The sequence below is a fragment of the Roseovarius sp. MBR-79 genome, assembly GCF_053628555.1.
The window spans coordinates 1-23,511 of the sequence record NZ_JBRJGP010000030.1; the positions used below are offsets into that span (position 1 = coordinate 1).

The 23,511-nt window shown below is 59.6% G+C and carries 20 protein-coding genes and 4 pseudogenes; 19 read left to right on the forward strand and 5 right to left on the reverse strand.

The features are described 5' to 3' along the window. Nucleotides 1–244: 244 nt before the first annotated feature. Together ACSSV8_RS18310 and scpB are read left to right on the forward strand one after the other, a co-directional pair. Nucleotides 245–1,198 carry a DUF1403 family protein gene (locus ACSSV8_RS18310; RefSeq protein ID WP_454283402.1) on the forward strand — a complete coding sequence of 318 codons (954 nt, stop codon included), beginning with the start codon at nucleotides 245–247 and terminating at the stop codon, nucleotides 1,196–1,198. Beyond that, on the forward strand, nucleotides 1,195–1,794 hold the full coding sequence (gene scpB / locus ACSSV8_RS18315) for an SMC-Scp complex subunit ScpB (RefSeq protein ID WP_454283403.1): 600 nt from the start codon (nucleotides 1,195–1,197) through the stop codon (nucleotides 1,792–1,794). Before ACSSV8_RS18310 ends, scpB begins: the two co-directional genes overlap by 4 nt. 326 nt (nucleotides 1,795–2,120) lie before the next feature. Here scpB and ACSSV8_RS18320 read toward each other — a convergent pair whose 3' ends face one another. From ACSSV8_RS18320 to ACSSV8_RS18330, 3 genes are read right to left on the reverse strand one after another with little or no spacing between them, the layout of a single operon-like run. Continuing rightward, nucleotides 2,121–4,223 (reverse strand): 3-hydroxyacyl-CoA dehydrogenase NAD-binding domain-containing protein, encoded by a 2,103-nt coding sequence (locus tag ACSSV8_RS18320; RefSeq protein WP_454283404.1) that lies wholly within the window; start codon nucleotides 4,221–4,223, stop codon nucleotides 2,121–2,123. After that, a complete protein-coding gene (locus ACSSV8_RS18325; RefSeq protein WP_454283405.1) occupies nucleotides 4,220–5,413 on the reverse strand; it encodes a 3-oxoadipyl-CoA thiolase in 1,194 nt (397 codons plus the stop codon). The genes ACSSV8_RS18320 and ACSSV8_RS18325 overlap by 4 nt, the downstream gene beginning before the upstream one ends. Next, on the reverse strand, nucleotides 5,406–5,708 hold the full coding sequence (locus tag ACSSV8_RS18330; RefSeq protein ID WP_454283406.1) for a hypothetical protein: 303 nt from the start codon (nucleotides 5,706–5,708) through the stop codon (nucleotides 5,406–5,408). Before ACSSV8_RS18330 ends, ACSSV8_RS18325 begins: the two co-directional genes overlap by 8 nt. Nucleotides 5,709–6,086: 378 nt before the next feature. Here ACSSV8_RS18330 and ACSSV8_RS18335 point away from each other — a divergent pair, with 378 nt between their 5' ends. From ACSSV8_RS18335 to ACSSV8_RS18355, 5 genes and pseudogenes are all read left to right on the forward strand, one after another. Continuing rightward, the gene (locus tag ACSSV8_RS18335) at nucleotides 6,087–6,872 is read left to right on the forward strand and encodes an IclR family transcriptional regulator (RefSeq protein ID WP_454283407.1); all 786 of its coding nucleotides are present in this window, start codon (nucleotides 6,087–6,089) and stop codon (nucleotides 6,870–6,872) included. Between the two features lie 24 nt (nucleotides 6,873–6,896). Then, entirely contained in the window at nucleotides 6,897–7,244 is a 348-nt protein-coding gene (locus tag ACSSV8_RS18340; RefSeq protein ID WP_454283408.1) for a LysR family transcriptional regulator, read from the forward strand. Between the two features lie 147 nt (nucleotides 7,245–7,391). Next, complete coding sequence (locus tag ACSSV8_RS18345; protein WP_454283409.1) at nucleotides 7,392–7,541, forward strand: hypothetical protein; 150 nt, start codon at nucleotides 7,392–7,394, stop codon at nucleotides 7,539–7,541. An 82-nt stretch (nucleotides 7,542–7,623) separates the two neighbouring features. Beyond that, nucleotides 7,624–8,098 (forward strand): annotated as a pseudogene (locus tag ACSSV8_RS18350) (IS630 transposase-related protein); the annotation flags it as partial. A gap of 59 nt (nucleotides 8,099–8,157) precedes the next feature. Beyond that, a pseudogene (locus ACSSV8_RS18355) lies at nucleotides 8,158–9,206 on the forward strand (IS3 family transposase); the annotation flags it as partial. A gap of 23 nt (nucleotides 9,207–9,229) precedes the next feature. Here the strand turns inward: ACSSV8_RS18355 and ACSSV8_RS18360 are convergent. After that, nucleotides 9,230–11,290 carry a recombinase family protein gene (locus tag ACSSV8_RS18360; RefSeq protein WP_454283410.1) on the reverse strand — a complete coding sequence of 687 codons (2,061 nt, stop codon included), beginning with the start codon at nucleotides 11,288–11,290 and terminating at the stop codon, nucleotides 9,230–9,232. Between the two features lie 686 nt (nucleotides 11,291–11,976). Here ACSSV8_RS18360 and ACSSV8_RS18365 point away from each other — a divergent pair. The 12 genes and pseudogenes from ACSSV8_RS18365 to ACSSV8_RS18420 all read left to right on the forward strand — a co-directional run. Further along, nucleotides 11,977–12,234 (forward strand): annotated as a pseudogene (locus ACSSV8_RS18365) (transposase domain-containing protein); the annotation flags it as partial. Nucleotides 12,235–12,345: 111 nt separating this feature from the next. Next, on the forward strand, nucleotides 12,346–12,915 hold the full coding sequence (locus tag ACSSV8_RS18370) for a nuclear transport factor 2 family protein (RefSeq protein ID WP_454283411.1): 570 nt from the start codon (nucleotides 12,346–12,348) through the stop codon (nucleotides 12,913–12,915). Beyond that, entirely contained in the window at nucleotides 12,912–13,571 is a 660-nt protein-coding gene (locus ACSSV8_RS18375) for a TetR/AcrR family transcriptional regulator (RefSeq protein ID WP_454283412.1), read from the forward strand. Before ACSSV8_RS18370 ends, ACSSV8_RS18375 begins: the two co-directional genes overlap by 4 nt. Before the next feature lie 75 nt (nucleotides 13,572–13,646). Continuing rightward, nucleotides 13,647–15,512: an FAD-dependent oxidoreductase gene (locus ACSSV8_RS18380; protein WP_454283413.1), complete on the forward strand. Its 1,866-nt coding sequence runs from the start codon at nucleotides 13,647–13,649 to the stop codon at nucleotides 15,510–15,512. Between the two features lie 44 nt (nucleotides 15,513–15,556). After that, entirely contained in the window at nucleotides 15,557–16,366 is an 810-nt protein-coding gene (locus ACSSV8_RS18385; RefSeq protein WP_454283414.1) for an SDR family NAD(P)-dependent oxidoreductase, read from the forward strand. Then, the gene (locus tag ACSSV8_RS18390; RefSeq protein WP_454283415.1) at nucleotides 16,359–17,900 is read left to right on the forward strand and encodes a class I adenylate-forming enzyme family protein; all 1,542 of its coding nucleotides are present in this window, start codon (nucleotides 16,359–16,361) and stop codon (nucleotides 17,898–17,900) included. Before ACSSV8_RS18385 ends, ACSSV8_RS18390 begins: the two co-directional genes overlap by 8 nt. Nucleotides 17,901–17,949: 49 nt before the next feature. Next, nucleotides 17,950–19,113, forward strand: a complete 1,164-nt coding sequence (locus tag ACSSV8_RS18395) for an ABC transporter substrate-binding protein (protein WP_454283416.1) — start codon at nucleotides 17,950–17,952, stop codon at nucleotides 19,111–19,113. Nucleotides 19,114–19,120: 7 nt separating this feature from the next. After that, entirely contained in the window at nucleotides 19,121–19,987 is an 867-nt protein-coding gene (locus ACSSV8_RS18400) for a branched-chain amino acid ABC transporter permease (RefSeq protein WP_454283417.1), read from the forward strand. A gap of 2 nt (nucleotides 19,988–19,989) precedes the next feature. Next, the gene (locus ACSSV8_RS18405) at nucleotides 19,990–21,000 is read left to right on the forward strand and encodes a branched-chain amino acid ABC transporter permease (RefSeq protein WP_454283418.1); all 1,011 of its coding nucleotides are present in this window, start codon (nucleotides 19,990–19,992) and stop codon (nucleotides 20,998–21,000) included. Between the two features lie 8 nt (nucleotides 21,001–21,008). Then, complete coding sequence (locus tag ACSSV8_RS18410; protein ID WP_454283419.1) at nucleotides 21,009–21,731, forward strand: ABC transporter ATP-binding protein; 723 nt, start codon at nucleotides 21,009–21,011, stop codon at nucleotides 21,729–21,731. Continuing rightward, complete coding sequence (locus tag ACSSV8_RS18415; RefSeq protein WP_454283420.1) at nucleotides 21,724–22,416, forward strand: ABC transporter ATP-binding protein; 693 nt, start codon at nucleotides 21,724–21,726, stop codon at nucleotides 22,414–22,416. Before ACSSV8_RS18410 ends, ACSSV8_RS18415 begins: the two co-directional genes overlap by 8 nt. Next, complete coding sequence (locus ACSSV8_RS18420) at nucleotides 22,413–22,895, forward strand: MaoC/PaaZ C-terminal domain-containing protein (protein ID WP_454283421.1); 483 nt, start codon at nucleotides 22,413–22,415, stop codon at nucleotides 22,893–22,895. Before ACSSV8_RS18415 ends, ACSSV8_RS18420 begins: the two co-directional genes overlap by 4 nt. A 129-nt stretch (nucleotides 22,896–23,024) precedes the next feature. Here ACSSV8_RS18420 and ACSSV8_RS18425 read toward each other — a convergent pair. Further along, nucleotides 23,025–23,414 (reverse strand): annotated as a pseudogene (locus tag ACSSV8_RS18425) (DDE-type integrase/transposase/recombinase); the annotation flags it as partial. Nucleotides 23,415–23,511: the final 97 nt, after the last annotated feature.

The window sequence follows — 23,511 nt, forward strand, 5'->3', positions numbered from 1 at the left end:
CCATCCAGTCTCATAAATACCGGTACAGAATCTCATGAACCCCGACTCGTTTTTCAGAGAAGTGCTTGAATCTCATGAATTCCGGCTATCCGACACGAATTCTGGGTGTTCTGTGTCATGTCGGCGAGCGTATCTTAATATGTCCGATAATGCAAACTTATTGGACATAACTGATGGCGACAAGGTGGGGCGGTTATTGCGCTATTTTCTGGTAAAAAGCGCCGCGAAGGATTAGTGTTGTGGCATGACATATCAGGCCGCGACTATTTCTGACGACCTGAACACCCTACCGCAGCTGCCGGGATGGGTCACCTCTGGACGTGCCGAAACCATCGAAACTGTGGCCTTTCGGTCCGGGGCGGCTCTCTCGGTGCTCGATCAGCTGATCGGCGATCCCAGGCATGGTGCGCCCGTCAGACTCTTGGGCAACCGGCTGGCGCTCAGTGCCGCGACGGCGACCTCGAAACTGGAAGGACGGCTGGCACGGGAGGCGGATATCCGCGACGCTTATCACCTGGCGCCGCCGTGCGAAGCACGCGGCCCCGATGGCGATCTGCTGGCCTTCTGGCGCGAGGCCGTGCGGTTGCGTCCCGGTGGGGTCGGTGACATCGCAGACCTGATGGGCCTGGACTTCGCGGGAGAGGCGGGTGTCTGGCTGGATGCGGGAATGGAGCGGTCCCGGACCCACGGGCCGCTGGCAGGTTGCGTTGCCGTCCTACGCGCCGTGCTCGACGCCGACGACCGGGCGGAGCGGGTCGCCTGCCTGCTCTCGGACGTCGTCTTGGCGCGGGCGCTGAGCTGGAAGGCGGTACTACCGGTTACGGCGGCGCGGCTCACCAAGACGGCGTTGCGTGATCTTTCTCGGGCTGGGCAGGGGGGCGAGCTGGTGGTTCAGGCGCGTATCATCGAGTCCATCGAAGGGACGATCCGGATGGCGCGCGATCTGGCTCGCCGTGCGGAAGCGCTTCGTGCCGTGGCGCCGAAACTGCGGGCCAAAGGATCGAAGGCCGCCGTTGATCTGTTCCTGACCGAGGATGCGGTGGCGCCTGCTTCTATGCTTTCGCCGCGCATTCACGGCACGTCGATTCCCATGACCGATCGTGCTGCGCGCCGCTTCTGCGAGCGGCTGGTCGAGCTGGGTGTGACGAGGGAACTGACAGGGCGCCCGACCTTCCGGCTCTATGGAATCGCGCCATGACGACCGCGACCAAGAAACGGAAACCGGCGGAGGAGGGCGGCGCCGTTTTTGACCGGGAGCTCGACGACCTGCCGCAGGAGCTCCGCTGGCGCGAATGGATGGGGCGGATCGAGGCGGTGCTGTTCGCCAGTGCCACGCCGGTCGGTCGCGACGACCTGGCCCGCGTGGTGGGGCAGGGGGCGTCGATCGAGATGCTGATCGACGACATCCGGGCCGAGCTGACCGGCCGCCCCTACGAGCTGGCACAGGTGGCCGGCGGCTGGATGTTCCGCACGCGGACGCAGTTCGCCGAGGCAATCAAGGCCGCCGCCGATCTGGGCGACCAATCGATTGCCTTCACCGAGATGGAAATGGGGGTGCTTTGCGCGATCGCCTATCACCAGCCGATCGACCGGGCGGGGCTGGCCGACATCTTCGGCAAGGAGGTCAGCCGCGATCTGCTGGCCCGGCTGCGCACCAAGGACCTCATCGCCAGCGGTCCGAGGTCGCCACGGCCGGGGGCGCCGCATACCTTCGTGACGACCGAGACGTTTCTGGTGACCTTCGATCTGCAGAGCCTGCGGGATCTGCCGGAGCTGGAACTGCCGAAACCGTGATGTGCGAAATATGTCGTATTCTTCGGACAAGCGAAGCCGTCCGCTTTCAATTGTTCGGGCTTTGACTTTCAATCAGTCGGACCAGACCTGAGGTCCAGGCGTATCAGGGCGGCAACACGGTTTTGCGCGCAGTGAGGTATAGAATTGACTTCTATACCTCAAAAATGGTCTACTTGTGAGTTATAGAAAGGGACTCCTGAAATACATTCTCCGCCAGATCGAGTCCGACCGTGATGATCTCTGACATGTCCGCCTTCCAAATTGGATTGTTGTGATCCAACCTTGGCACAAAGATGCCGTCGGGGGCGGTCAAAGCATCAGTCCCCTCACTCTCCGTTCAGGTCGGCGAAGCGACGACCGTCGCGGGCCATCTGCCGCAACAGGTCGGGGAGCTGCCAGTAATGGGGGTCTTCCCGGGCGTAGGCTTCGATGCGTGCGACCAGGGTCGCGATGCCGACCCGGTCAGCGTAATGCATCGGCCCGCCCAGATGGCGCGGGAAACCGTAGCCGAATAGTTCGACCGCATCGATGTCGGCGGGGCGCATGGCGATGCCCTCTTCCAGCACCCGCACCGCTTCCGAGATCATCGCCGTCATGCAGCGATCCACGATCTCCTCGTTGGTGAAAATCCGAGGAGTGATCCCCTCGGCGGCGCGTTCCTCGTCGAGGATACGCAGCGCATCGGGGTTCTGCGGTCGGCTTTCAGTGCCGTCATGCAGGTAGAAGCCGCGCCCCGACTTGCGCCCGAACCACTGCTGTTCGCAAATCCGGTCGGCGACGCGGGAATAGCGTTCTTCCGGCGGGCGCGTCGCGGCCTTGCGGCGGCGCGTCAGCATGCCGATGTCCAGTCCCGTCAGGTCCGAGACCGCGAAGGGCCCCATGGCAAAGCCGAAGTCCTCGAGCGCGCGGTCCACCTGGGCGAAGTCGGCCCCGTCCAGCACCACGTATTCGGTCGCCTTGCGGTAGTGCGCCAGGATGCGGTTGCCGATGAAACCGTCGCAGACACCAGAGCGTACCGGCACCTTCTTCAACCGCTGCGCCGTCGCGAAGGCGGTGGCAACCAGATCGGGCGACGTGGCATCGGCCACCACCACCTCGAGCAGCCGCATCACATGGGCGGGCGAGAAGAAGTGCAGGCCGATCACAGCCTCCGGGCGCGAGGTCGCGGCGGCGATCTCGTTCACGTCCAGATAGGAGGTGTTGGTGCCAAGGATAGCCCCCGGCTTGCAGATCGCGTCGAGCTTGTTGAAGAGCTCGATCTTGACCGACATCTCCTCGAAGACCGCTTCGATCACCAGGTCCACGTCGGCGAGCTCGGTCAGGTCGCAGCCCAGTTGCAGGGCCTCGGCGGCAGCGGCGCGGGCCTCGGCGGTCATCTTGCCGCGCTTCACCGCCCCGTCGAGGTTGCGAAGGATGGCAGCGGCAGCGGCCTCGGCGCGGGCGGCCTCGGTCTCGATCAGGCGCACCGGGTAGCCTGCCAGCAGGAAGGCGGTGGCGATGCCCACGCCCATGGTCCCGCCGCCGATGACGCCGACCGAGGCGATCTCGCGCGCAGGCAGATCGGCCTCGGGGATTCGAGAGGTGCCGCGTTCGGCGAAGAAAGCATGGGCCAACGCCTGGCGTTCAGGACCTTCGCGCAGTTCCAGGAACAGGCGCCGTTCCAGTGCCAGCCCCTGGGTGATCGGCCTGGCTGAGGCTGCCAGTGCCTGCAACGCCTTGCGCGGTGCATCAAGCTGCGGGCGGGCGGTGTCAAGACGCGCCTCAGCGGCCGCCATGGCCTCGGCATCGGGGGTCACCGGCAGGTCGTCGGTCCGTCGCGCGGTCAGGCCGCCCGCAAGCACCTCCTGCGCCGCCGCAATCCCGGCCTCGCGGGCGGTGCCGCTGCCGATCCGGTCGAGGATGCCCAGCGACAGTGCCTCTTCCGCCGGAACCTCGCGGCCCGATAGGATCATCGCCTGCGCGGTGGCCAGCCCGGTCAGGCGCGGCAGACGCTGGGTGCCCCCGGCGCCGGGCAGCAGCCCCAGCTTGACCTCGGGCAGCGCGACGCGCAGCCCCGACACGCCCACGCGGACATGGGCCGCCAGCGCCAGTTCCAACCCACCGCCCATGGCCACGCCATGCAGCGCGGCAATGACGGGCTTGGGACCGTCCAGCATCAGGTTCAGCACATCCGGCAAGATGGGACCCGAGGGGGGGCGTCCGAACTCGCGGATATCGGCCCCGGCAGAGAAGGCACGGCCCTCGCCATGAAGGACGATGGCTTGCACGTCGGCGCGCCCGTTCAGATCCGTCAGCGCGTCGATCAGGCCACGCCGCAGGGCCACGCCCAGGGCGTTGACCGGCGCCCGGGTCATGGCGATGACGCCGATATCCTCGACCACGTCGACCTTTACGGCTGCCTGAGGGGAAGTGGTGGCTTCTGCGCTCATACCTCGACCCTTTCGATTACCAGGGCGATACCCTGACCCACGCCGATGCACATCGACAGGCAGGCATAGCGGCCGCCGATATGTTCCAGCTGGCGCAGGGCGGTCAGCACGATGCGCGCGCCCGAGGCGCCCAGCGGGTGGCCCACGGCGATGGCGCCGCCATTGGGGTTTAGGCGGCTGTCGTCATAGGCCAGGCCCAGCACCTTGCAGCAGGCTAGGACTTGGGTAGCAAAGGCCTCGTTGATCTCGATCACGTCCATGTCTGCCAGGGTCAGTCCGGCGCGTTGCAGCGCCTTGGGCACCGCATAGGCCGGACCGATCCCCATGATCCGCGGCGGCACGCCGGCCACGGCGCCCGCGAGGATGCGCGCGCGCGGACGCGGACCCAGGCCCTTGGCGCCGATCAGCAGCGCCCCGGCCCCGTCGTTGACGCCCGAGGCATTGGCCGCCGTCACCACGCCTCCCTCGAACAGAGAGCGCATCTCGGCGATCTTGTCATAGGTCACCTCGGGGCGCGGATGTTCATCCGTGCTGACCTCGGTCACCGCGCCCTTGCGCCCGGGAATGCGGATCGCGGTGATCTCTTTGTCGAAGAAACCCTCGGCGCGTGCCTCGTCGTATTTCTGCTGACTGCTAATGGCGAAGCGGTCGCTTTCGTCGCGGGCGATCTCGTAATCCACGGCTAGGTTGTCGGCGGTTTGCGGCATCGAATGGTTGCCGAACTGCTTGGTAAAGGTCGGGTTGGAAAAACGCGAACCGATGGTGCTGTCGGCAATCTGCGCATCGCGGCCAAAGGCGGTGCCCGGCTTGCTCATCACATAGGGCGCACGGGTCATGCTCTCTACCCCGCCGGCGAGGTACAGATCCCCGTCCCCGACGGTGATTGCCCGTGCCACGTCCAGCGCCGCAGACATGCCCGAGCCGCAGAGACGGTTCACCGTCTGCGCGCCGATGCTCTCGGGCAGACCGCCCAGCAGAGCCGAGAAGCGCGCGATATTGCGGCTGTCTTCGCCTGACTGGCAGACATTGCCCAGGATGACTTCCTCGATCTGTTCCTTCGGCAGCTCGCTGCGCTCCAGAAGCGCCGCGATGACCTGCCCGGCTAGGTCGTCGGGACGGATGCCAGCAAGGCTGCCTGCATGGCGGGCAAAGGGGCTGCGCAGCCCGTCGTAGATGTATGCGTCAAGCATCGGTTGCTTCTTCCTTCTCTTCGAAAAGCTGCGAGAACTGTTCCAACAGCTGTCTTTTCAGGATTTTGTCGGTCGGCGCCTGCGGTAGCGCATCAACCACGAGCACCCGCGCGGGCACCTTGTAGGACACCATCCGGGCGCGGACCCAGCCGATAACGGCGCAAAGGGTCACGGCGGGGTGTTCCATCAGCACCGTTTCGACCTCGGGCGGATAGATGTTGGAGCTGGAATGGATGATCAGCTCTTTCAGGCGCCCCATGACGAACAGCGCGCCATCCTCGTCCAAAAGGCCCAAGTCGCCGGTGCGCAGGAAACCGTCTTCGCGCAGGGTCTGCGCGGTCGCCTCGGGGTTCTGGTAATAGCCGTTTCATCGATTGCTCTATGTTCGCCCTGTCGCGGCCACGACGCAACTGCCGCTGCGGGTCCTGCACCCCGGGGCGGTCTCTTCCTGCCAGCGCGTCGGGTTTTGCTTTCCCAAATTGCGAAATATCGTTTCGTTGTGCGAACCCTTCATAGCGCGCGCCTCCGATTTATGTCAACATGCCTTCAAACGAACTCTCATCGGCCGCGCAACGCGCCGGGCCAAGGCGTCGGATCGGACCACGGAAGCGCTGGATTCACTGAACGTTAACGGATAGGTTTCGAAAGCTGAAAGAGGCAGGGGACAATGCATATGGGTAAGACAGAACCCGAGGAAGCCAGGAACCGGCAGTTCGTCACGGCGCTTGCTAGGGGGCTTGACATCCTGGGCTGCTACCGCACCAATGACCGCTACCTGACCAACCAAGAAATCGCGACACGCACCGGGCTGGCCAAGCCCACCGTCTCCCGCCTGACCTATACGCTGACAGAAACCGGGCACCTGCAGAAGGATCCCGACAGCGGCGAATACCGGCTCAGCCCGAAGGTCCTGCAACTGGGGTTCCGGGTGCTCTCAGCGGTCCCCCTGCCCGAAAGGTGCCAGTCCGAGCTGGACGCTCTGGCCAAGGGTCCCAACCCCTACGTCAGCGTCGCCCTGGCAGAGCGCAGCGACATCTATGCCATCTATCTGGCCGTCTCGCGTTCGCGGCCGGCAGTGGCGATCGCCCTGGGCGTCGGATCGCGCCTGCCGGTGTTCTACACCGCCATCGGACGGGCGATCCTGGCCGTCACCGACGAGGCAGACTGTGAAGCGGCCCTGCGAGAGGGCATCCAGCGCTATCCAGACTACCGGCAGCGAATGGAGCAGAGCATCATTGAGGCGCGCAAAGATTATGCCAACTACGGCTATTGCACCAGCTTCGGCTCGTGGAAGTCCGAGGTGAACTCTATCGCCACCCCGGTCCGCTCGATCAACGACCAGGCGATCTACGGGGTCAACGTCGGCGGTCCGTCCTTCCTGATCTCCGCCGACCAACTGCACCGCGACTACGGCGAGCGGCTGCTGAACGTGGCCGGCCTGCTGACCTCGCAACCCTGAGCGGCGGCGGAACGGGCAGCGGGCATGTACAACTTCAAGGCTCTCGAGTGCTTCCTCGCGGTGGCCGAGCTGGGCAGCTTCAAGCTGGCCGCCGGGCGGCTGAACCGTTCGCAATCGGCGGTCAACGTGCAGATCCGCCAACCGGAGGACCAGCTTGGCCTGCCACTTTTCCACCGCACCACGCGGATGGTGCGGCTGACCCGCCAGGGGGAACAGCTGCTGTCCTACGTCCAGCGCGCCCTGCGCGAGATCGACACCGGGCTGAACGAGATCCGCAAGGCGGCCTCGGCCGACACCGGCGAACTGGCCATCGCCGCGGTGCTGCCGCATCTGCTGCGCGACTACAAGGTCGAACACCCCAACGTCTCTTAGCCTAAGAGAGATGCATGCGGACAATCTGCTGACGGCCCTGCGCAACCTGGAGGTGGATTTCGCCATCGGCTCCGCCCTGCCCGGGCATCCCGATCTGATCTTCGCGCCCCTGGTGGCGGCCAGATCGTCGCCGTCAGCGCCAGAGACATGGGCCTGCCCCAGTCCGACAGCCTCACCCTAGCCGAGGTGGTGGCCAAGCAACTGATCCTGATCTCCAGCGGCGCCTATCTGCACCAGTACATCGACGCCGCGCTGGAGGGTGTAGATATGCCGTTACTCGCGGGACATTTTCTTTAGCCTCCTAGAGCATCGTCCTTGAAATCTGAATCGATTGGATTCCCAAGGGCTTGATTCTGTGATTCATATGTGGAGGTGGATCATGGGCAAATCGCTATCACTGGATATTCGGGAGCGTGTTGTCGCTCTGGTTGATGGCGGCCTTTCCTGCCATGAAGCTGCGCGGCGGTTGCGGATATCAGCTGCCAGCGCGGTACGGATCATGCAACGCAAGAGGCGAACGGGTGGAGTGAAAGCTGCACCTCAGGGACGTCCTCGGCGCAGCAAACTGGACGCGGTCTCAGGCTGGCTCAAGACACGCGTGGAAGCCGAGCCGGATATCACCATGCCTGAGCTGGCCGAGATGCTGAAACAGGAACACGCCCTCTCCGCCACACCGGCGATGCTCTCGTGCCATCTGATCCATCGCCTTGGCTTCACATATAAAAAAATCGCTGATCGCGACGGAACGACTGCGCAAACGGGTGCGCGCCGCCAGGTACGAGTGGCAGCACTACCGGATGCCGAGGATGCGCCTTGAGCCGCACCGGCTGGTCTTTATCGACGAAACAGAGGTGGTCGCGGGAATTCGGCCCAATGTTTAAGGTGAATCGACTGACAAGAAAGACGATCTGCAATGACGAAGAGAAAGAACTATTCGGCGGAGTTCAAAGCGAAGGTTGCGCTTGAAGCGATCCGAGAAGAGCTAACGCTGGCGGAGCTGTCGAAAAAGTACGGTGTACATCCGAACATGATCAGCGGTTGGAAGCGTGCGGCGATCAAGAACATGGCCTCCACCTTCACCAAGGGCGGCGGCGATGTGGCGAAAGCCAGTGATGCAGAGATCGACAAGCTGCATTCGAAGATCGGTCAGTTGGTGGTGGAACGCGATTTTTTGAAACGCGCTTGGGATCGTTAAGCAAGGATCGCAGGCAGATGTGCATAGAAAAAGATCATCCCAGGATCAGCGTTCGCCGACAGTGTCAGATGCTGTCGTTGGCACGCTCGAACCTGTATTACACGCCGAAAGGCGAAAGCGCCGAGAACCTTCGGTTCATGGCAATCATCGACAAGCAGTTTCTGGAAACGCCTTGGTATGGCTCCCGCCAGATGGCCCGCTACATGCAACGACAGGGCTACAAGTGCGGTCGTCACCGCGTGCGTCGTCTGATGCGGCTTATGCGGTTGGTGCCGATCTTCCAGACACCGAACACCAGCAAGAAGCACCCACAGCACAAAGTCTGGCCCTATCTGCTGAAGGGGTTGGCGATCAACCGGCCTAACCAAGTCTGGTGCGTCGATATCAGCTACATCCCGATGCGGCGGGGCTTTCTGTATCTGGTGGCGATCATGGACTGGTTCAGCCGCAAGGTTCTGGCCTGGCGGCTGTCGAACAGCATGGAAGCCGACTTCTGCATCGAGGCTCTGAAAGAGGCGCTGGCCGAATACGGCAAGCCCGAGATCATGAACAGTGACCAGGGCAGCCAGTTCACCGGCTTCGAATGGACACAGGCCCTCAAAGATGCCGGCGTGCGCATCTCGATGGATGGCCGGGGCCGCTGGATCGACAATCGGATGATCGAACGGTTGTGGAGGTCGCTCAAATACGAGTGCGTCTATTTACGGGCGTTCGAGACTGGCTCTGAAGCCAGAGCCGGGATCGGCCAGTGGGTGGCATACTACAACTTTGCTTCATTACGCCCATCTTTCTATGTTGTTGAAGAAAATAGGTTTTGCTGATCCGGGTGCGATACTGCGGGGTGTTTGGGGTTTTGCCGCGCCCGTTTCTTGATCTGTTGTGCCGCCGTTTTTGACAGTTCCGCGCGCTCGAATACCCATGGCCCGTCTGCAAGCGGGTGATTGGCTTTGATATCACCTGCTTCTGCTGCCAAGCGCAACGTTCTTGGGGCTACTCCGAGCAGTTTGGCCGCGCCGGAGAGATTGAGCCAGAGATCGAGACTATTAGGATCGGGCTTGAATACCGGTATTTTGCGGTAGGACCTGAGTGCCGTAACCCGTTCCCTTGTCCAGCGGTTGCCGTTTCCGGTAGCGCAACCGTTCCGGTTCAAAACACCCGCGATAACATCGTCGCTGGCGATCCGCGCAAGCTGGCGGACAGCTTCGACAATATCCGGCGGTGTCGCGTTGCGCTGCCCGCGCCGACGCTTTGGCAGGCGGATTTCTGTATGGGCACCGCCGGCCCAATGAACCAGCAAAACGATCTCCGATGCATCGTCATCAAGATCTGCCACCACTTCACGGATCACCGTGCGGGCGATCCGCTTCTTGAGCTTGGCATCCGTGTCCGGCGCGAACCAGACGCGCTCAAGATTGTTCCCCAAGGTTGCCAGGTCTTCCGCCGGTAGCGTTGTCGCGTTCGGGCTGACCGTGTCGTGGTGCCCGAGCTTTTGCTCGATCTCCTGAACCCGCTGAAGCGCCCAGTTCCAACGGACTTCCAGTTCGGCAGTCACCAAGCGGTTCTCGGGGTCCGATGCATCATACTGTCGGAATGCCCGGTCAGTCGCATATTGAGCTGCCTCCAGATCACGGCAGAGCGCATCGCGAACCTGATCCCGTTGATGCACCACTTGCCGGGCGGCAGCCTCCGCCGCGGCGATGGCGCCGGGGCTGACCACCTGCAGGAGTGCGTGTTCAATGGAATCGTCGACCCGCAATCCGCCAAAAGCGATGCAGCGCGCATCGCCATTGTCCAAGAGGCCACGCCAGCAAGAATAACGCGGGATATCATGCTTCTTGCCGGTGTAGCGAACTGTCAGCTTGCGACCACAGCGCCGGCAGCGCAGAAGCCCCGCCAGAAGGGCGGAACCATGCTTGGCTGCGCCGTGATGCCGACTCTGAGGGACGTTGTCGCTGACCATCTTGCGGATCGCCTCTGCCCGTTCCCAACTCACATAGCCTTCATGGGCGCCAGGCTTCAATGCAAGCCATTCATCGCGATCCTTCCTGCGGGTAGCCGACGCCCCGAACCCTGTTGATGTCCGGGTTTTGCCATAGGCATAGGCCCCGCCATAGGCCGGATTGACGATCATCCGATGAATGGTGGCGTAAGTTGGACGGCGCCAGACCACCTCACCCTGTTTACGCAAGCTGGGCAGTTCAAGGTCATGTTCGAGGAACCACATGAGCGCTTGCCGCGCGCTACCCAACTCAGCGACCTTGTCGAAAACCAAGGATATCGCTTCTTGCACGCGGCGGTCGGGATCCTTCTCGAGCCGGTCGGCGACCTTCACGAAGCCGACAGGAGCGGCGACGACAAGTTCGCCGCGCCGTGCCTTCTCGTAGCGTGCAGCGAGGGAGCGTTGCCTGAGGAGATCGAGTTCGTATTCGTTCAGGCTGCCTTTCAGGCCCAGCAGCAGGCGGTCATTGCCATCGCGCGGCGCATACACCGTCTCCTGATCGATCAACACCGTATCGACGACGCGGCACATCTCTACGAGCTGCTGCCAGTCTCTGCTGTTGCGCGCAAAGCGGGATACCTCGCGCGCGGCAACAGCACCGACCTTGCCGAGACAAACATCCGCGATCATCCGGTCAAAGCCTGCCCGCGTGACTCCGCCGGCGGCAGACCGGCCAAGATCGTCATCCACGGTCTCGATCCTGCTCCAGCCCAAATCCGACAGCCGCTCCCGCATTGCATATTGCAGCGTGCTGCTTTCCCGGTTGTGCAGGACCTGTTGGGCTGATGACTGGCGGACGTAGAGGATCGCCTTGCGCTCCAGATGATGCGGACCGATCTTATCATGCTTCATGATCGGTCTCCCCGTCCACCGCGCCGGCGTGTTCCGTTATCAGGCGCGTCATCAACCGTGTCAGCGTTTGCCTCGTGTCGCCGGGAAGGCTTTGCCACGGTGGAGTCTGCGCCACCGGTGTGAGCCGGATGTCTGAGAATAGCTCGAGTTGCGTCGTCGTCATTCTGCGCGGCATAGGCTAACCTCCGAATCTCGCGTTCAGATTCCGATGTTGCGCCAACGCGCGATGGTGAGCCGGATTTATCGACCGAAATCCATCCGGCATCGCAAACCAGCCCAGCAAGGGTTCTCAGAGCGTCCAGACCTACATGCGCCGTATCGACCACGCGGCAGGCGGCACATGCGGTCCGATCAAACATCCATACGGGGACTTCCAAAGACCGGTCCGATCGGCTGCCAGTGCGATTGCATCGAAACACTGCTTCGCCGGGCTTGTCGATCACCTCATGGACATAAACCGAACGACCAAACCAAGGGTGCCATCGATAAAGAACCTCACGCCGGTCGATAACGTGGGTGTTCTGACGTTCAGTTCTACAACGCCGAGCGCCCCCATTCGACCCATGGCATCTTGACGCCCGACGAAGCCTATGAAAACAAAAATGAACCCTTGAGAATGGCAGCCTGAATGAAACCCTGATCCACCTTAAACCGGCTGCAAAATGGTCAAAATCCTAGGACCACCTCTGATCGTCTTCCGCGACGATGGTCGCGTGGAACTGGACTCCAACAGCGTTGAGCGCGCAATCCAGCCAATCGCCCTGAACAGGAAGAACGCGTTGTTCGCTGGACACGACGCCGGAGCTCAGAACTGGGCAATCCTCGCGTCAATGATCGAGACCTGCAAACTCAATGGCGTTGACCCCCACGCCTGGCTCACCCAAACCCTGATCGCTATCGCAAACGGTCATAAACAATCCAACATCAGCAGCCTGATGCCCTAGAGTTACGCCTCAGACGTGTGATCGGCGCACCGCTTACGTTCAACGCCTATTGCATAGTTAATTAATTCTGAAGTATACTAGTGGGTATAAAAATTGAATTAAGAGAACATCATGCCCTTAGACAATACAGACCGTGAAGCCATTCACGAGTTGATTCTTAGATGGTGTCGAGCCATTGATCGCCTCGACTTGGAAGCAATTCGCAATGTCTTTCACGATGATGCTTATGATGACCACGGCACCTTCAAGGGAGGCGTCGATGCTTTGATCGATTGGCTCCGTGGTCGTCACGCTGGTATTCCCTTCAGCATGCACAGTGTTTCGAACTGCCTGATGGATCAACTCGATGAGGACCAGGTACTTGTCGAGACCTATTGCATAGCGCTACAGAAATATCCCGCTGCAAGCCTTCCAAATCTTGAAGCATTGGTTGGCCCGCTCACACTGCCTCAAGCGCCTTTTTATGACATGACGGTGGCCTGCCGCTATCTTGACATCGTCACCCGCCGTAATGGGGTTTGGAAAATTTGGCGCCGCACGGTGGTTTTTGACAATGCCTCGGTCATCCCTGGCCTCGACATCCCTGACCCTCGTGCCATTGGCTGGGTCACGGGCCATCGTTTTGGATTAGGGCCAAGTCAAGACCACGTCTATAACCTATTACAAAGAGGGAACCGATGACCCCTAGTCTGCAGTCGCTCAAAGCGGATATCAAGGCCGAGGCGCAAGAGTTCAAGCGCAAGCGCATTATCGAGGTCGCGCTAAAACTCTTTTACAGGCATGGGTATGAGGGCACGAGCGTCGAAGCTATTGCCGCTGAGATCGGGGTGACGAAGCCCTTCATTTACAGCTATTTCAAGAACAAACAGGAAATCCTGCAAATTCTTTATCAGCAATCGGCTGAGCGGGTGCATGACTATGTCGCGGCCGCAGCCGCGGGCGATGGCCCAGTCGAGCAACGGATGGAAATTTTCTTACGCGACTTCACGCTGGAAAACATCGACCACCAGATCGCTTCGGGTGTTTATCTACAAGAAGAAAAGCACCTCTCGACCGAGGGTAGGGCTCGGATCCGGACAATAGAGCGATCCTTTAACCGACTTCTTGCGGGCATGATCACCGAGGGATGCAAGGCAGGCGTTTTCTATGTCGAGGATCCCAAGCTTGCCGCGCTGAGTATCGCTGGTGTCGTGCGCTGGGTGCACCGTTGGTATTCGGCCGAAGGACGAATGTCCCCCGAAGATCTTGCCGACCGCATTGCGCGGCTCGGCTTGGCTATGGTTGGATATAATAATAAAAATCAATACCTTAAAAAGTTACATGACAGGATCATTTAATATCTTGCCGCAATATACCATATAGTATATAACTATTCCAAAGAGTACGTGCGGTAACTGCAGGGAGGCAGGTGCATGCAAATGGCCCGTCAGGCAATCGAGGATATATTCTCGACTTTCAGCAAGGCAGATGAGCCCGTTGCTCTTGCTGCGGCCATCGCAGCTCAGACGGGGGATGTTGAACTGGCCCGCCGCCTGCGCGCCGAGGTTGGTGTCTATGGCAAGGGCCGCATCTCGCCTGAACTGACGCAAATTTTGGCTCGGATGCCGCCCGGATGTCTGAGCGCGACACCCCAAGCCTTGGACGGCCGTTCCGAGCTTGCCAGATTACTGATCGAGGCTTGCACTGCGGCCGAGCCGACCGAAGCGGAGGGGCTTCAGCTTCTCGATCAATCGGCCCTTCTATCGCGCAAGCCGGTTGCAGTAAGCGCCAAGCCCCTAAAGGTTGCGATCATTGGTGCTGGCGTCTCTGGCATCGCGGCTGCACAAGATTTGCGCGGGGTAGGGCACGAGGTTACGTTATTCGAGCGTCTCTCCGCTGTATCGGGTGCTTGGAACCAAAACCGCTATCCTGGTTGCGGTGTGGATTCTCCCAGCTATGTCTACAGCTTCTCTTGGGCGCAAAAGGCCGATTGGTCACGCTATTTCGTCAGGCGCTCGGAGATCGACGGCTATATCAATCATACCGCTGAAAAGACCGGTATCGCGGAACATATCCAATTCGATACCAAGGTTATCAGCTGTAAACAGCTTCCCTCATTGGGCTGGCAGGTGACCACGCAAACCTATGGTCAAGCGCCGGTGACTGCAGACTACGATATCCTTATCTCGGCGGTCGGCCAGCTTAACACTCCAGCCTATCCCGTGATCGAGGGGCTTGATACGTTCCAGGGCGAGGTCGTCCATACTGCCGAATGGCGTGAAGGCATCGAGTATTGCGGCAAGCGTGTGGGTGTGATCGGCGTGGGGGCCAGTGCCATGCAAGTTGTCCCCACCATTGCCCCCGATGTCGCCCATATGACCGTTTTCCAGCGTCAAGCGCATTGGGTCATGCCGAACCGGCAATATCTGGCAGAGGTGGATCAGGACGAAATCGAACTTCTAAACGCCATGCCCGCCTATCTTGCATGGAAGCGTTTAATTTTCAACTGGACTTATGGCGACTCGGTTTTCCCCGCGCTGAAACGAGATCCAATCTGGGAAGCGCAAAGCCAAGACGCCATCAACCCGCAAAGCGCGCATCTACGGGATGTGATGAAGGCCCATATCGCCCGAGAGTTGGCGTCGCGGCCTGAGCTAATCAAGCCGATGACGCCGACCTATCCGCCCTATTCCAAACGCGTTTTGCTGGATAACCGCTGGTATCAGACCTTCTTGCGCCAGAACGTCACCTTGGAGAGAAGCCGCATCGACGAGGTCACGCCCAAGGGTATCCGCACCGAGGGGCAAGAGCATGAGCTTGACCTCATCATCTTGGCGACGGGCTTCCAAGCCAGCCGGATGCTGCAAACCTTCGAGGTTACTAATGCCCAAGGGAAAAACTTGCAAGACGTTTGGCAGGGGGATGACGCCCGCGCCTATCTGGGCGTGACGGTGCCGGGATTTGCGAACCTCTTCGTGATGTATGGGCCGAATACCAACCTAGCCTTTGGCGGTTCAGCCATTATCCACTCCGAGATTCAGTCGGGCTATATCCTGCGCTGCTTGGCGCTGATGCAGGCACAAGACGCCACGGCCCTTGAGTGTCGCCCTGAAGTCTTCGACGCCTATAATGCTGAGGTTGATCAAAGACTTGATACGCTTGTCTGGTCCTCGGGCAAGGCCAGCAGCTGGTTCACCAACTCTAAGGGACGCGTCACCACCAACAGCCCTTGGAGCATGGGGGAATACTGGCAACGTCTCGAAGACCCTCGGCCTGAGGATTTCATTTTTCATCTCTGAGAAGCAAGCGGTGTTAACGATCAGCACGACCGGGGAGGGTCAAAATGGATCTAGGATTAAAGGGGGGTACAGCTCTTGTGACAGGGGCGAGTGCGGGGATTGGCGAAAGCGTTGCGCTCAAATTGACTCAGGCCGGTGTCGAGGTGGCCTTGCTGGCACGTGATCGTGCAAGACTGATCTTAGCAGCTGAGCGTATCGAAGCGGCAACGGGGCTTCGGCCTAAGGTCGTCGTGGCCGACGTCACGCGCTCCGAAGAGATCAAAGCCGCAGCTGCCGAGGCGCAAAGGCTTCTGGGACGCATCGATATCTTGGTGAATAACGCGGGCAATGGCATCTATAAGCCCTTCCTTGACGTTACCGATGAGGAACTTGTCTCGGGAATGGAGATCAACTTCTTCGCCATGTTCCGCATGTGCCGTGAAGTGATCCCGATGATGATCGCACAAGGCGGCGGCTCTATCCTAAACGTGACGGGCATCTCGGCGTCAAGCGCCATGGCCCCGCCCTTCTACAACAGCTGCACCGGCCCTGCGAAAGCAGCAGGAAATCGCTTAACCAAGACCCTTGCTGCCGAATTCGGCCAGTATAACATCCGCGTCAACGCCGTCTCGCCCGGACGCATCAACGCTCCCGAGCGACTTGAGCGATGGCGCGAGAAGGTCGACGGCGGCAAGGGTGCAGAAATGTCGGTGCGCGATATGCAAAGGCTGTGGGGGCGCCAGATCTCGCTTCCCGATCACCGTTGGGGCGAAGTCGACGAGATAGCGAACCTTGTCGTTTACGCCGCCTCGGACTCCTGTGGTTTCATGACCGGTGCGATCTTGGTCGCAGACGGAGGCGAATCCCATGATTGAGAGTTCGGAATGCGCCGCGACGCAAATTGAATGGTTGACGCAAAAGCTTGCCCCTTGGCCGAATGCGATCTTCCCCGATTTGGTTTTGGCAAAATCGGCCAATAACCCAGCCACTGCGCTGATCTATCACGACGAAATCATCACGCATGACGAACTTGCCATGCGCGTAGACGAAGCCGCGCAAGTGCTGGTGGCCGAGCTTGGTCTTGGCCTTGGCGATGCGGTGGTTCTCAAGGGCGAAAATTCGGCGGTCTTCGTCATCGCCTATCTGGCGGTTCACCGCGCAGGCGGTCTGGCTGTTCCGGTCAATACCAAGCTTGCCGTCCCCGAACTTGCCTTCCAGATCAAAGACAGCGGCGCTGTTCTTGTCCTTTGCGACGAGGATATCGATGTCGAGGTTCCTCACCTTACATTTGCGGGTCTTTTGGGCGCGCGTGCGCAAGCCACGCTGCCCAAAGTGTCTCCAGATGCTCCGGCCACCGTTTTTTATACCTCAGGTACCACGGGCACGCCGAAGGGGGTGATTCATACCCATCGCACACTAATTTCTGGAGCTTTCCAAAACCAGCGTGGCTGGGATTATGAACGCGAAGGATCGGTAACCCTTGCGATGACGCCGCTATTCCATATCGCCGCACATTCTTGGTTCTATCCGGTGTTGGCCTCAGGCGGAAGCTTGGTGATCGACAGCTACCGCACCGAGCGTGCTTTGGAGCTGATCTCCAAGCACCGTGTCGACGGAGTGGGCGCAGTGCCGTCCATGCTGTTGATGATGCTCGATCATCCCAATCTTAGCGCTTACGATCTGACCTCGGTTCAGAATATCCGCTTCGGCGCCTCAAGCATTCCGCCTGATCGTATCAAGGAACTTCGCAAGGCCTTCCCAAATGCCGCGCTGTTGCATGGAATGGGGCAGACGGAATCCGGCGGCACCATTAGTGTATTGGCCGATGTATTCGCACTTTCCAAGCTTGGCTCGGCCGGGACCGCGATCCCCGGCGTCGCTGTTCGTCTGGTTGATGACAGTGGGAACATCGTACCCCGAGGCACCCCAGGTGAGGTATTGGCTCAAGGCCCCCAAATCATGATCGGATATCTCGGGCGCCCCGATGCGACCGCCGAGACCTTGTCTGGCGGCTGGCTGCACACCGGAGACATTGGTATCATGGATGACGATGGGATGATCTGCCTTGTCGACCGTAAGAAGGACATGATCATCCGCGGCGGGGAGAACATTTACTCGACCGAGCTTGAGCATCACTTCCTTGCTCACCCCGATGTTATCGATTGCGCCGTGATCGGCCTTCCGCATCCCCTTTTGCAGGAGGATGTGGGCGCCGTGATCGTAGGTCCCCGAGGCCCTACGGAGGCCTTTCGCGAGGCGTTGATAGCGCACGGCAAACAGGGTTTGGCCAGCTTCAAAGTCCCCAGCCACTGGTTTTCCGCTGAGGCTTTACCACGCACCGCAACCGGCAAAGTCCAAAAGCAAAAGCTGCGCGAGGCGGCCTTGGCAGGCGAGCTGACAGAACTTTAAGAATCCCAGCCCGAGGAGAGTCGGGCACTACAGAATTGAGAGGTAAATCATGAAAAAAGTAACATCTTTGGCCCTTGCAACAGCTATGATGCTGACCGCAGCCCAAGCCTTGGCCTGCGAAGTCAAGGTCGGTGTTGTTGGCCCCTTCTCGGGTGGAGCGGCCCAATGGGGCTTGGCGATGAAGGCAGGTGCCGAACTTGCCGCGGCCGAGTTCAATGCCAAGGGCGGCATTAAGACTTCCGAGGGCAATTGTGATCTGATTTTGGTCGAGATTGACACTCAATATGCCGCCCAAAGGGCCGCCGCTGCCGCCGATGCATTGGCGAACCAAGGGATCAAGGTCGTGTTGGGGCCGATCGGCTCTCCGGAAGTCAGCGGCATCAAGCCGATGGCCGCGCGCCACAACATGCTTTTGATGCTTAACAGCTACGCCAAGGATGCGATTGGCCCGCAATGGCCGCTGGCTTTCCATGTCTCGCCCGGTCCGAGTGGCTGGGCTTTGCCAATCGTGCGGAAAGCTAAAGAACGTTTTGATATGAGATCGGTGGTCATCGTCGCACCTAACGATCAGGGCGGCACCGATATCGCCCCCGTCGTCGCCAAAGCCTATCGCGCGGAAAGCATCGAGGCGACCGAGGAATACTTCCAACGCGGGACGACTGATTTCGCTGCGATCGTAACACGCGTTCTGGCCCTCAAACCTGATGCAGTCGATCTCGTGTCCTCTCCTACAGTTGAATCGGGAACGTTCGCCAAGCAACTTCGCTTGGCCGGATTTACTGGCCCGATCGGAAAGACTGGCGGACCGGGTACTGAGGAAATCTCGCGCATCGTTGGGGGCTACGAGGCCTTGGGCGACTATTATTACTTTGAGCCTATCGTCGTGGACGAAGCTGCAAAGCGTATGGCAACTGTGTATAAAGACCTTACGGGCAAGGATGCTCCCGAGCATACCTTCTTCTACCTTTGGGGTGCGGCCTCGCGCATTGTTTTCAACGCGATCGAAGCTGCTGGCAGCGGCACCGATGCCGCCGCCATCGCCGAAGCCCTACGTAAGACCGAGGTCAACGACCCTGATCTTGGCGAGGGACAATGGATCGGCCAAAGCTTCTTTGGCATCAACCAAGAGCTCTCATTGCCCTTCGGCATGGGTTTCGTGGCCAATGGCAAGGTCGAGCCTTTGCTCAAGCTGCCTGCTGCTGTGAACCAGTGAGATCGGAATGGACACGTTTCTCTCGGCGCTTGTGATCGGGGCAATGTTCAGCGCGCAATACGCGCTGATCGCTCTGGGTTTCACTTTGGTCTTCGGCATCCTTGGCGTGGTGAACTTCGCGCATGGCAGCCTTTACATGCTGGGTGGCTATCTCACCTATTGGGGAGTGTCCTCGCTTGGTCTGCCTTTCGCCTTGGCGGTGACCATTGCGGTGGTTCTTACAGGCCTTCTGGGCGCTGCCATGGAAGTCCTGCTGTTCCACAATATTATCGAAGATCACGTGGCGACGCTGATCCTAAGCCTTGGTGTCTCGATGATCATTGTGACCGGGGTGGGTGCGATTTTCGGACACGAGGCCCCTCGTTTCAGCTTCCCTGTAACCGGCGTACTTGATCTGGGGACCGTTCGTCTGCCGTTGGATCGTTTGGTTGTCATGGCCGTCAGCGCATTGGCGATAGGTGCGGTTTGCTATCTGGTCTTGTATACGGGCTTTGGCCGCTCGGTGCGCGCCTTGGCGCAGGACCAAAAGGTTGCGCGAAGCTTTGGCATCAATCCAAGAGTGCTTTTCGCAACCACGCTTGCCCTGTCCTCGGGACTTGCCGCGCTTGCGGGCGCCTTGGTGACACCGATCCTCTCGCTCTCGCCTCATGCGGGCGAAAGCGTTCTTTTGACGGCCTTTGTCGTGGTGATTTTGGGCGGGCTGGGCTCGATCCAAGGGGCGACGGTGGCTGCAATCTTGACCGGCATGATCCAAAGCTTCGCCAGCATCTATATTGGGGGATCGCTCGGCACGCTGGTGCTCTTTGTCTTGGTGATTGCGGTCCTCGTCTTCCGACCCTCGGGTTTGTTCGGCGCGCAGGTAAGAGGAGCTTGATGATGCAAACCCGCATAACTTTGAAACGCGGCCCAAGGATCGCATTGGGCGAGGGTCTTTGCCTTGCCATCGTGCTTCTCGCCGGTCTTCTTCCTCTGGTCAGCAGCAATATCCTTGCCCAATCTATCGGGTCGCAGGTGATGATCGGGCTTTGCGGAGCCTTGGGCGTTCATATAATGCTGCGCCTTGGCTTGCTGAACTTCGCGGTTCCCGGCTTCATGGCCATCGGTGGTTATGCTGCCGCCATCGCTGCGCAATACGGGCTAACGGATATTTTCGGACTTTTGTTGGTGGCGTTCGGCGCGCCCTTCTTGGTCGCACTGCCCCTTGGCTTGGTCACACTGCGGCTTAAGGGCGTCTACTTCGTCTTGGTGACATATCTGCTCACCGAGATCGTCCAGCTTGTGATCGTGGAAACCCCCAGCCTGACAGGGGGCACCAATGGGCTGATCGGCTTCCCTCCGGCGGAGTTCTTTGGCCAGATGATGATCAGCGGTGCCGCTGTCTACTGGACGACTTGGGCCGCCGCCTTTACCGCGATTTTGATTTGCACCCTGGCCATCGCCGCCTTTGGCGACCGCTTCGACTCGATGGCCCATAACGAAACCTTGTCGCGCAGCTTTGGCATGGATGCCGCGCGCTACAAGGTCATCGCATTTGCCGTCTCTGCAGGGGCTTCGGGTCTGGGCGGCTTCGGGCTTGTCTCGACGCTGATCACCGCCCATCCGTTGTCGTTCACGGCCGCGACTTCGGTCAACTATATCGCCTATGTTCTGATTGGCGGGGCGGCCAGCACCTTGGGTGCGGGTCTTGGAACGCTGATCTTGATCACGGCCCTGTCCCAGGTTTCCTTCACAGGCGAGTGGTCGCTTGGACTTTTTGGTCTGCTTCTTGTGCTGGCGGTTCTGTTCCTGCGCCAAGGTATCACCGGGTTTATCGCGGGCTGCAGCGCAAAGCTTTCCCCGCTTTTGTCTTTCAAAAACCGATTTGCACGTGGGAACGACACACTATGACAGCCGCTTTGACCATCGAAAATCTTTCACGCTCGTTTGGGGGGGTGCATGCCTTCCGTGATCTGAATTTCGTCGTGCCCAAGGGCGAGGTCTTGGGCGTGATTGGACCAAATGGTGCAGGCAAGACCACCCTTGTGAATGTGCTGAGCAACCAGCTTCGCCCCTCGGATGGCCGCGTATTGCTTGAAGGGGCGGTTATCACCGGTCTGAGTATGGCCAAGACAGCGCAAAGGAGTCTTGTCCGTTCTTTTCAACATACCTCGGTCTATCCATCCGCAACCATCATCGAAAACCTGCGCAGAGCGCGTCTGTTCGCAGGGAAAAGCGCCCATATCGGACCGACCGAGCAATCCCTTTTGGAAGACTGCGGCCTGAGCAGCTTTGCCGACCGAACCGCCGGAAGCCTTCCCTATGGGGTCCAAAAGATGCTGGGGCTGGTAATGGTGGCCCTGACCGAACCCAAGGTGCTTTTGATGGACGAACCTGCCGCAGGGCTCGAGCGGAAAGAGCGCGTTTTGATCGACAAGCTGATCGCTTATGTGCGGGCAACCCACAATTGCTCGGTGATGATCGTCGAGCATGACATGGATCTGATCCGGCGGCTCTGTCCGCGCACTTTGGTTCTCGAGGGTGGGCGTCTTCTGGCGGAGGGCGCGACCGAGCAGGTCTTGCAGCGTCCTGAAGTTATCAGCGCCTATCTGGGCGAAGCTTTGGAGGCCGCAGATGCTTGAGATTGTCGATCTACACATCAGGTATGGCGGCATTCATGCTGTCGGCGGTGTCTCATTGAAGGTCTCGTCCCAGCAGGCCGTGATCCTGATCGGTGCGAACGGTGCTGGCAAAAGCAGTATCATCAACTCCGTGATGGGCCTCGCACCGGTAAGCTCAGGCCGTATCCTTTTTGATGGTCAAGCCATAGACAAACTACCGGCCGAGCATAGGGCCAGCTTAGGGTTGGCCTATTCGCCCGAAGGTCGTAAGCTTTGGCCCGCAATGAGCATCGAGGACAATATCCTTGCGGCCATGCCACGCCTGAGCGCCGCCCAGCGTCGCACGCGCTACGAGGAACTCTCACAGCTTTTCCCCATGCTTGCTGAGCGCCGTAATATGATGGCCGGACTTCTAAGCGGAGGCCAGCAACAGATCGTTGCTGTTGCCCGTGCCATGGCCATGCGCTCCAAACTTCTCCTGCTTGACGAGCCCTTCTTGGGTCTGGCTCCGGTTTGGATCGAGCAGATCAGCGCTGCAATCCGTTCCGCCAGAAAAGACGGTATAACCGTGCTCATGGCCGAACAGATGGCGCGACCGGCGCTTAAGCTGGCCGACTACGGCTATGTATTGCGCGCGGGGCAAATTCGGAACCAAGGCCCGGTTTCGGCCTTGGGCGAGGCTATTTTGGCGGGGGATTATCTATGAGCGGGCAGATTACTCCAGCCTTACAGAGAGGCCTTTATTTCGAGGACTTTAAACCGGGCCAAAGATGGGTGTCTGCAGGGCGGACCTTGACCGAAACCGACTTGCAGATGTTTTCCATGCTCACCGGCGATTGGAATCCGGTCCACTCAGATGCGGAATTTGCCAAGACCACGCGCTATAACGAGAGGCTTTTGCATGGCAGTTTCGGGATTGCTCTGGCCATCGGAATGCTACATCCGATGGGAATTTTCAACGGTACCGTGATTGCGATGCTGGGTGTCAAAGAGTGGGCGTTTCTTGCGCCCATGACCATCGGGATGACCATCACCCTAGAACTGCGCATCACCGAGGTCGAGCTTGGAAAGTCGGGAAAATCGGGCCGTGTTGGGCGGGAATTGATCCTCCGCAATCAAGCGGGTGAAATTGTCCAGACGGGCTACTCTGACGTTTTAATCATGTGTAGGCGTACTTTATCCTAGTTGTTTAGCGGCATTGCCAACTTGATTGCATGTTCTGAACTGGTTACCGCTCACGCATGAAGATACCGCCCAAAATGGCTCTGTTGCAAACTTTATCACATGACGCAGTTACCCCTCCATTGGACACACTTATGCTGCGGCTTTGAAATGCTCTTCGATCAGCGTCATTGCCTCGGTCATGACACATGGCCCGACACCGAAGGCGCGTTCGATCATGCGTTTTTCGCCAATCGGGTCGCGGGTCAGGTTGAAGGTGCGGCCCTGGCCTTTTCGCAGGGCGCGCATCACCTTGAAACCCTTGATTGTGGCGTAGGCCGTCCTCATCGTCTTGAAACCCCGGACCGGCTTGATCAGCTGCTTGAGCTTGCCGTGATCGGCCTCGATCACATTATTTAGATACTTGACCTGGCGGTGTTCCACGTCCCGCGGACATTTACCCTCTTTCTTCAACTCGCGGATCGCCTGAATGTAGCATCCGGCCTTGTCGGTGTTGATCTTGGACGGTTTCTCCCAATCTTTACTGTCACTGTACCCTAATTAATCAGAATCGGGCCTGAATTTGTCCCATAAAATCAATGGCGGTTTGTACCCTTAATTTTCATATTGTACCGTTAAT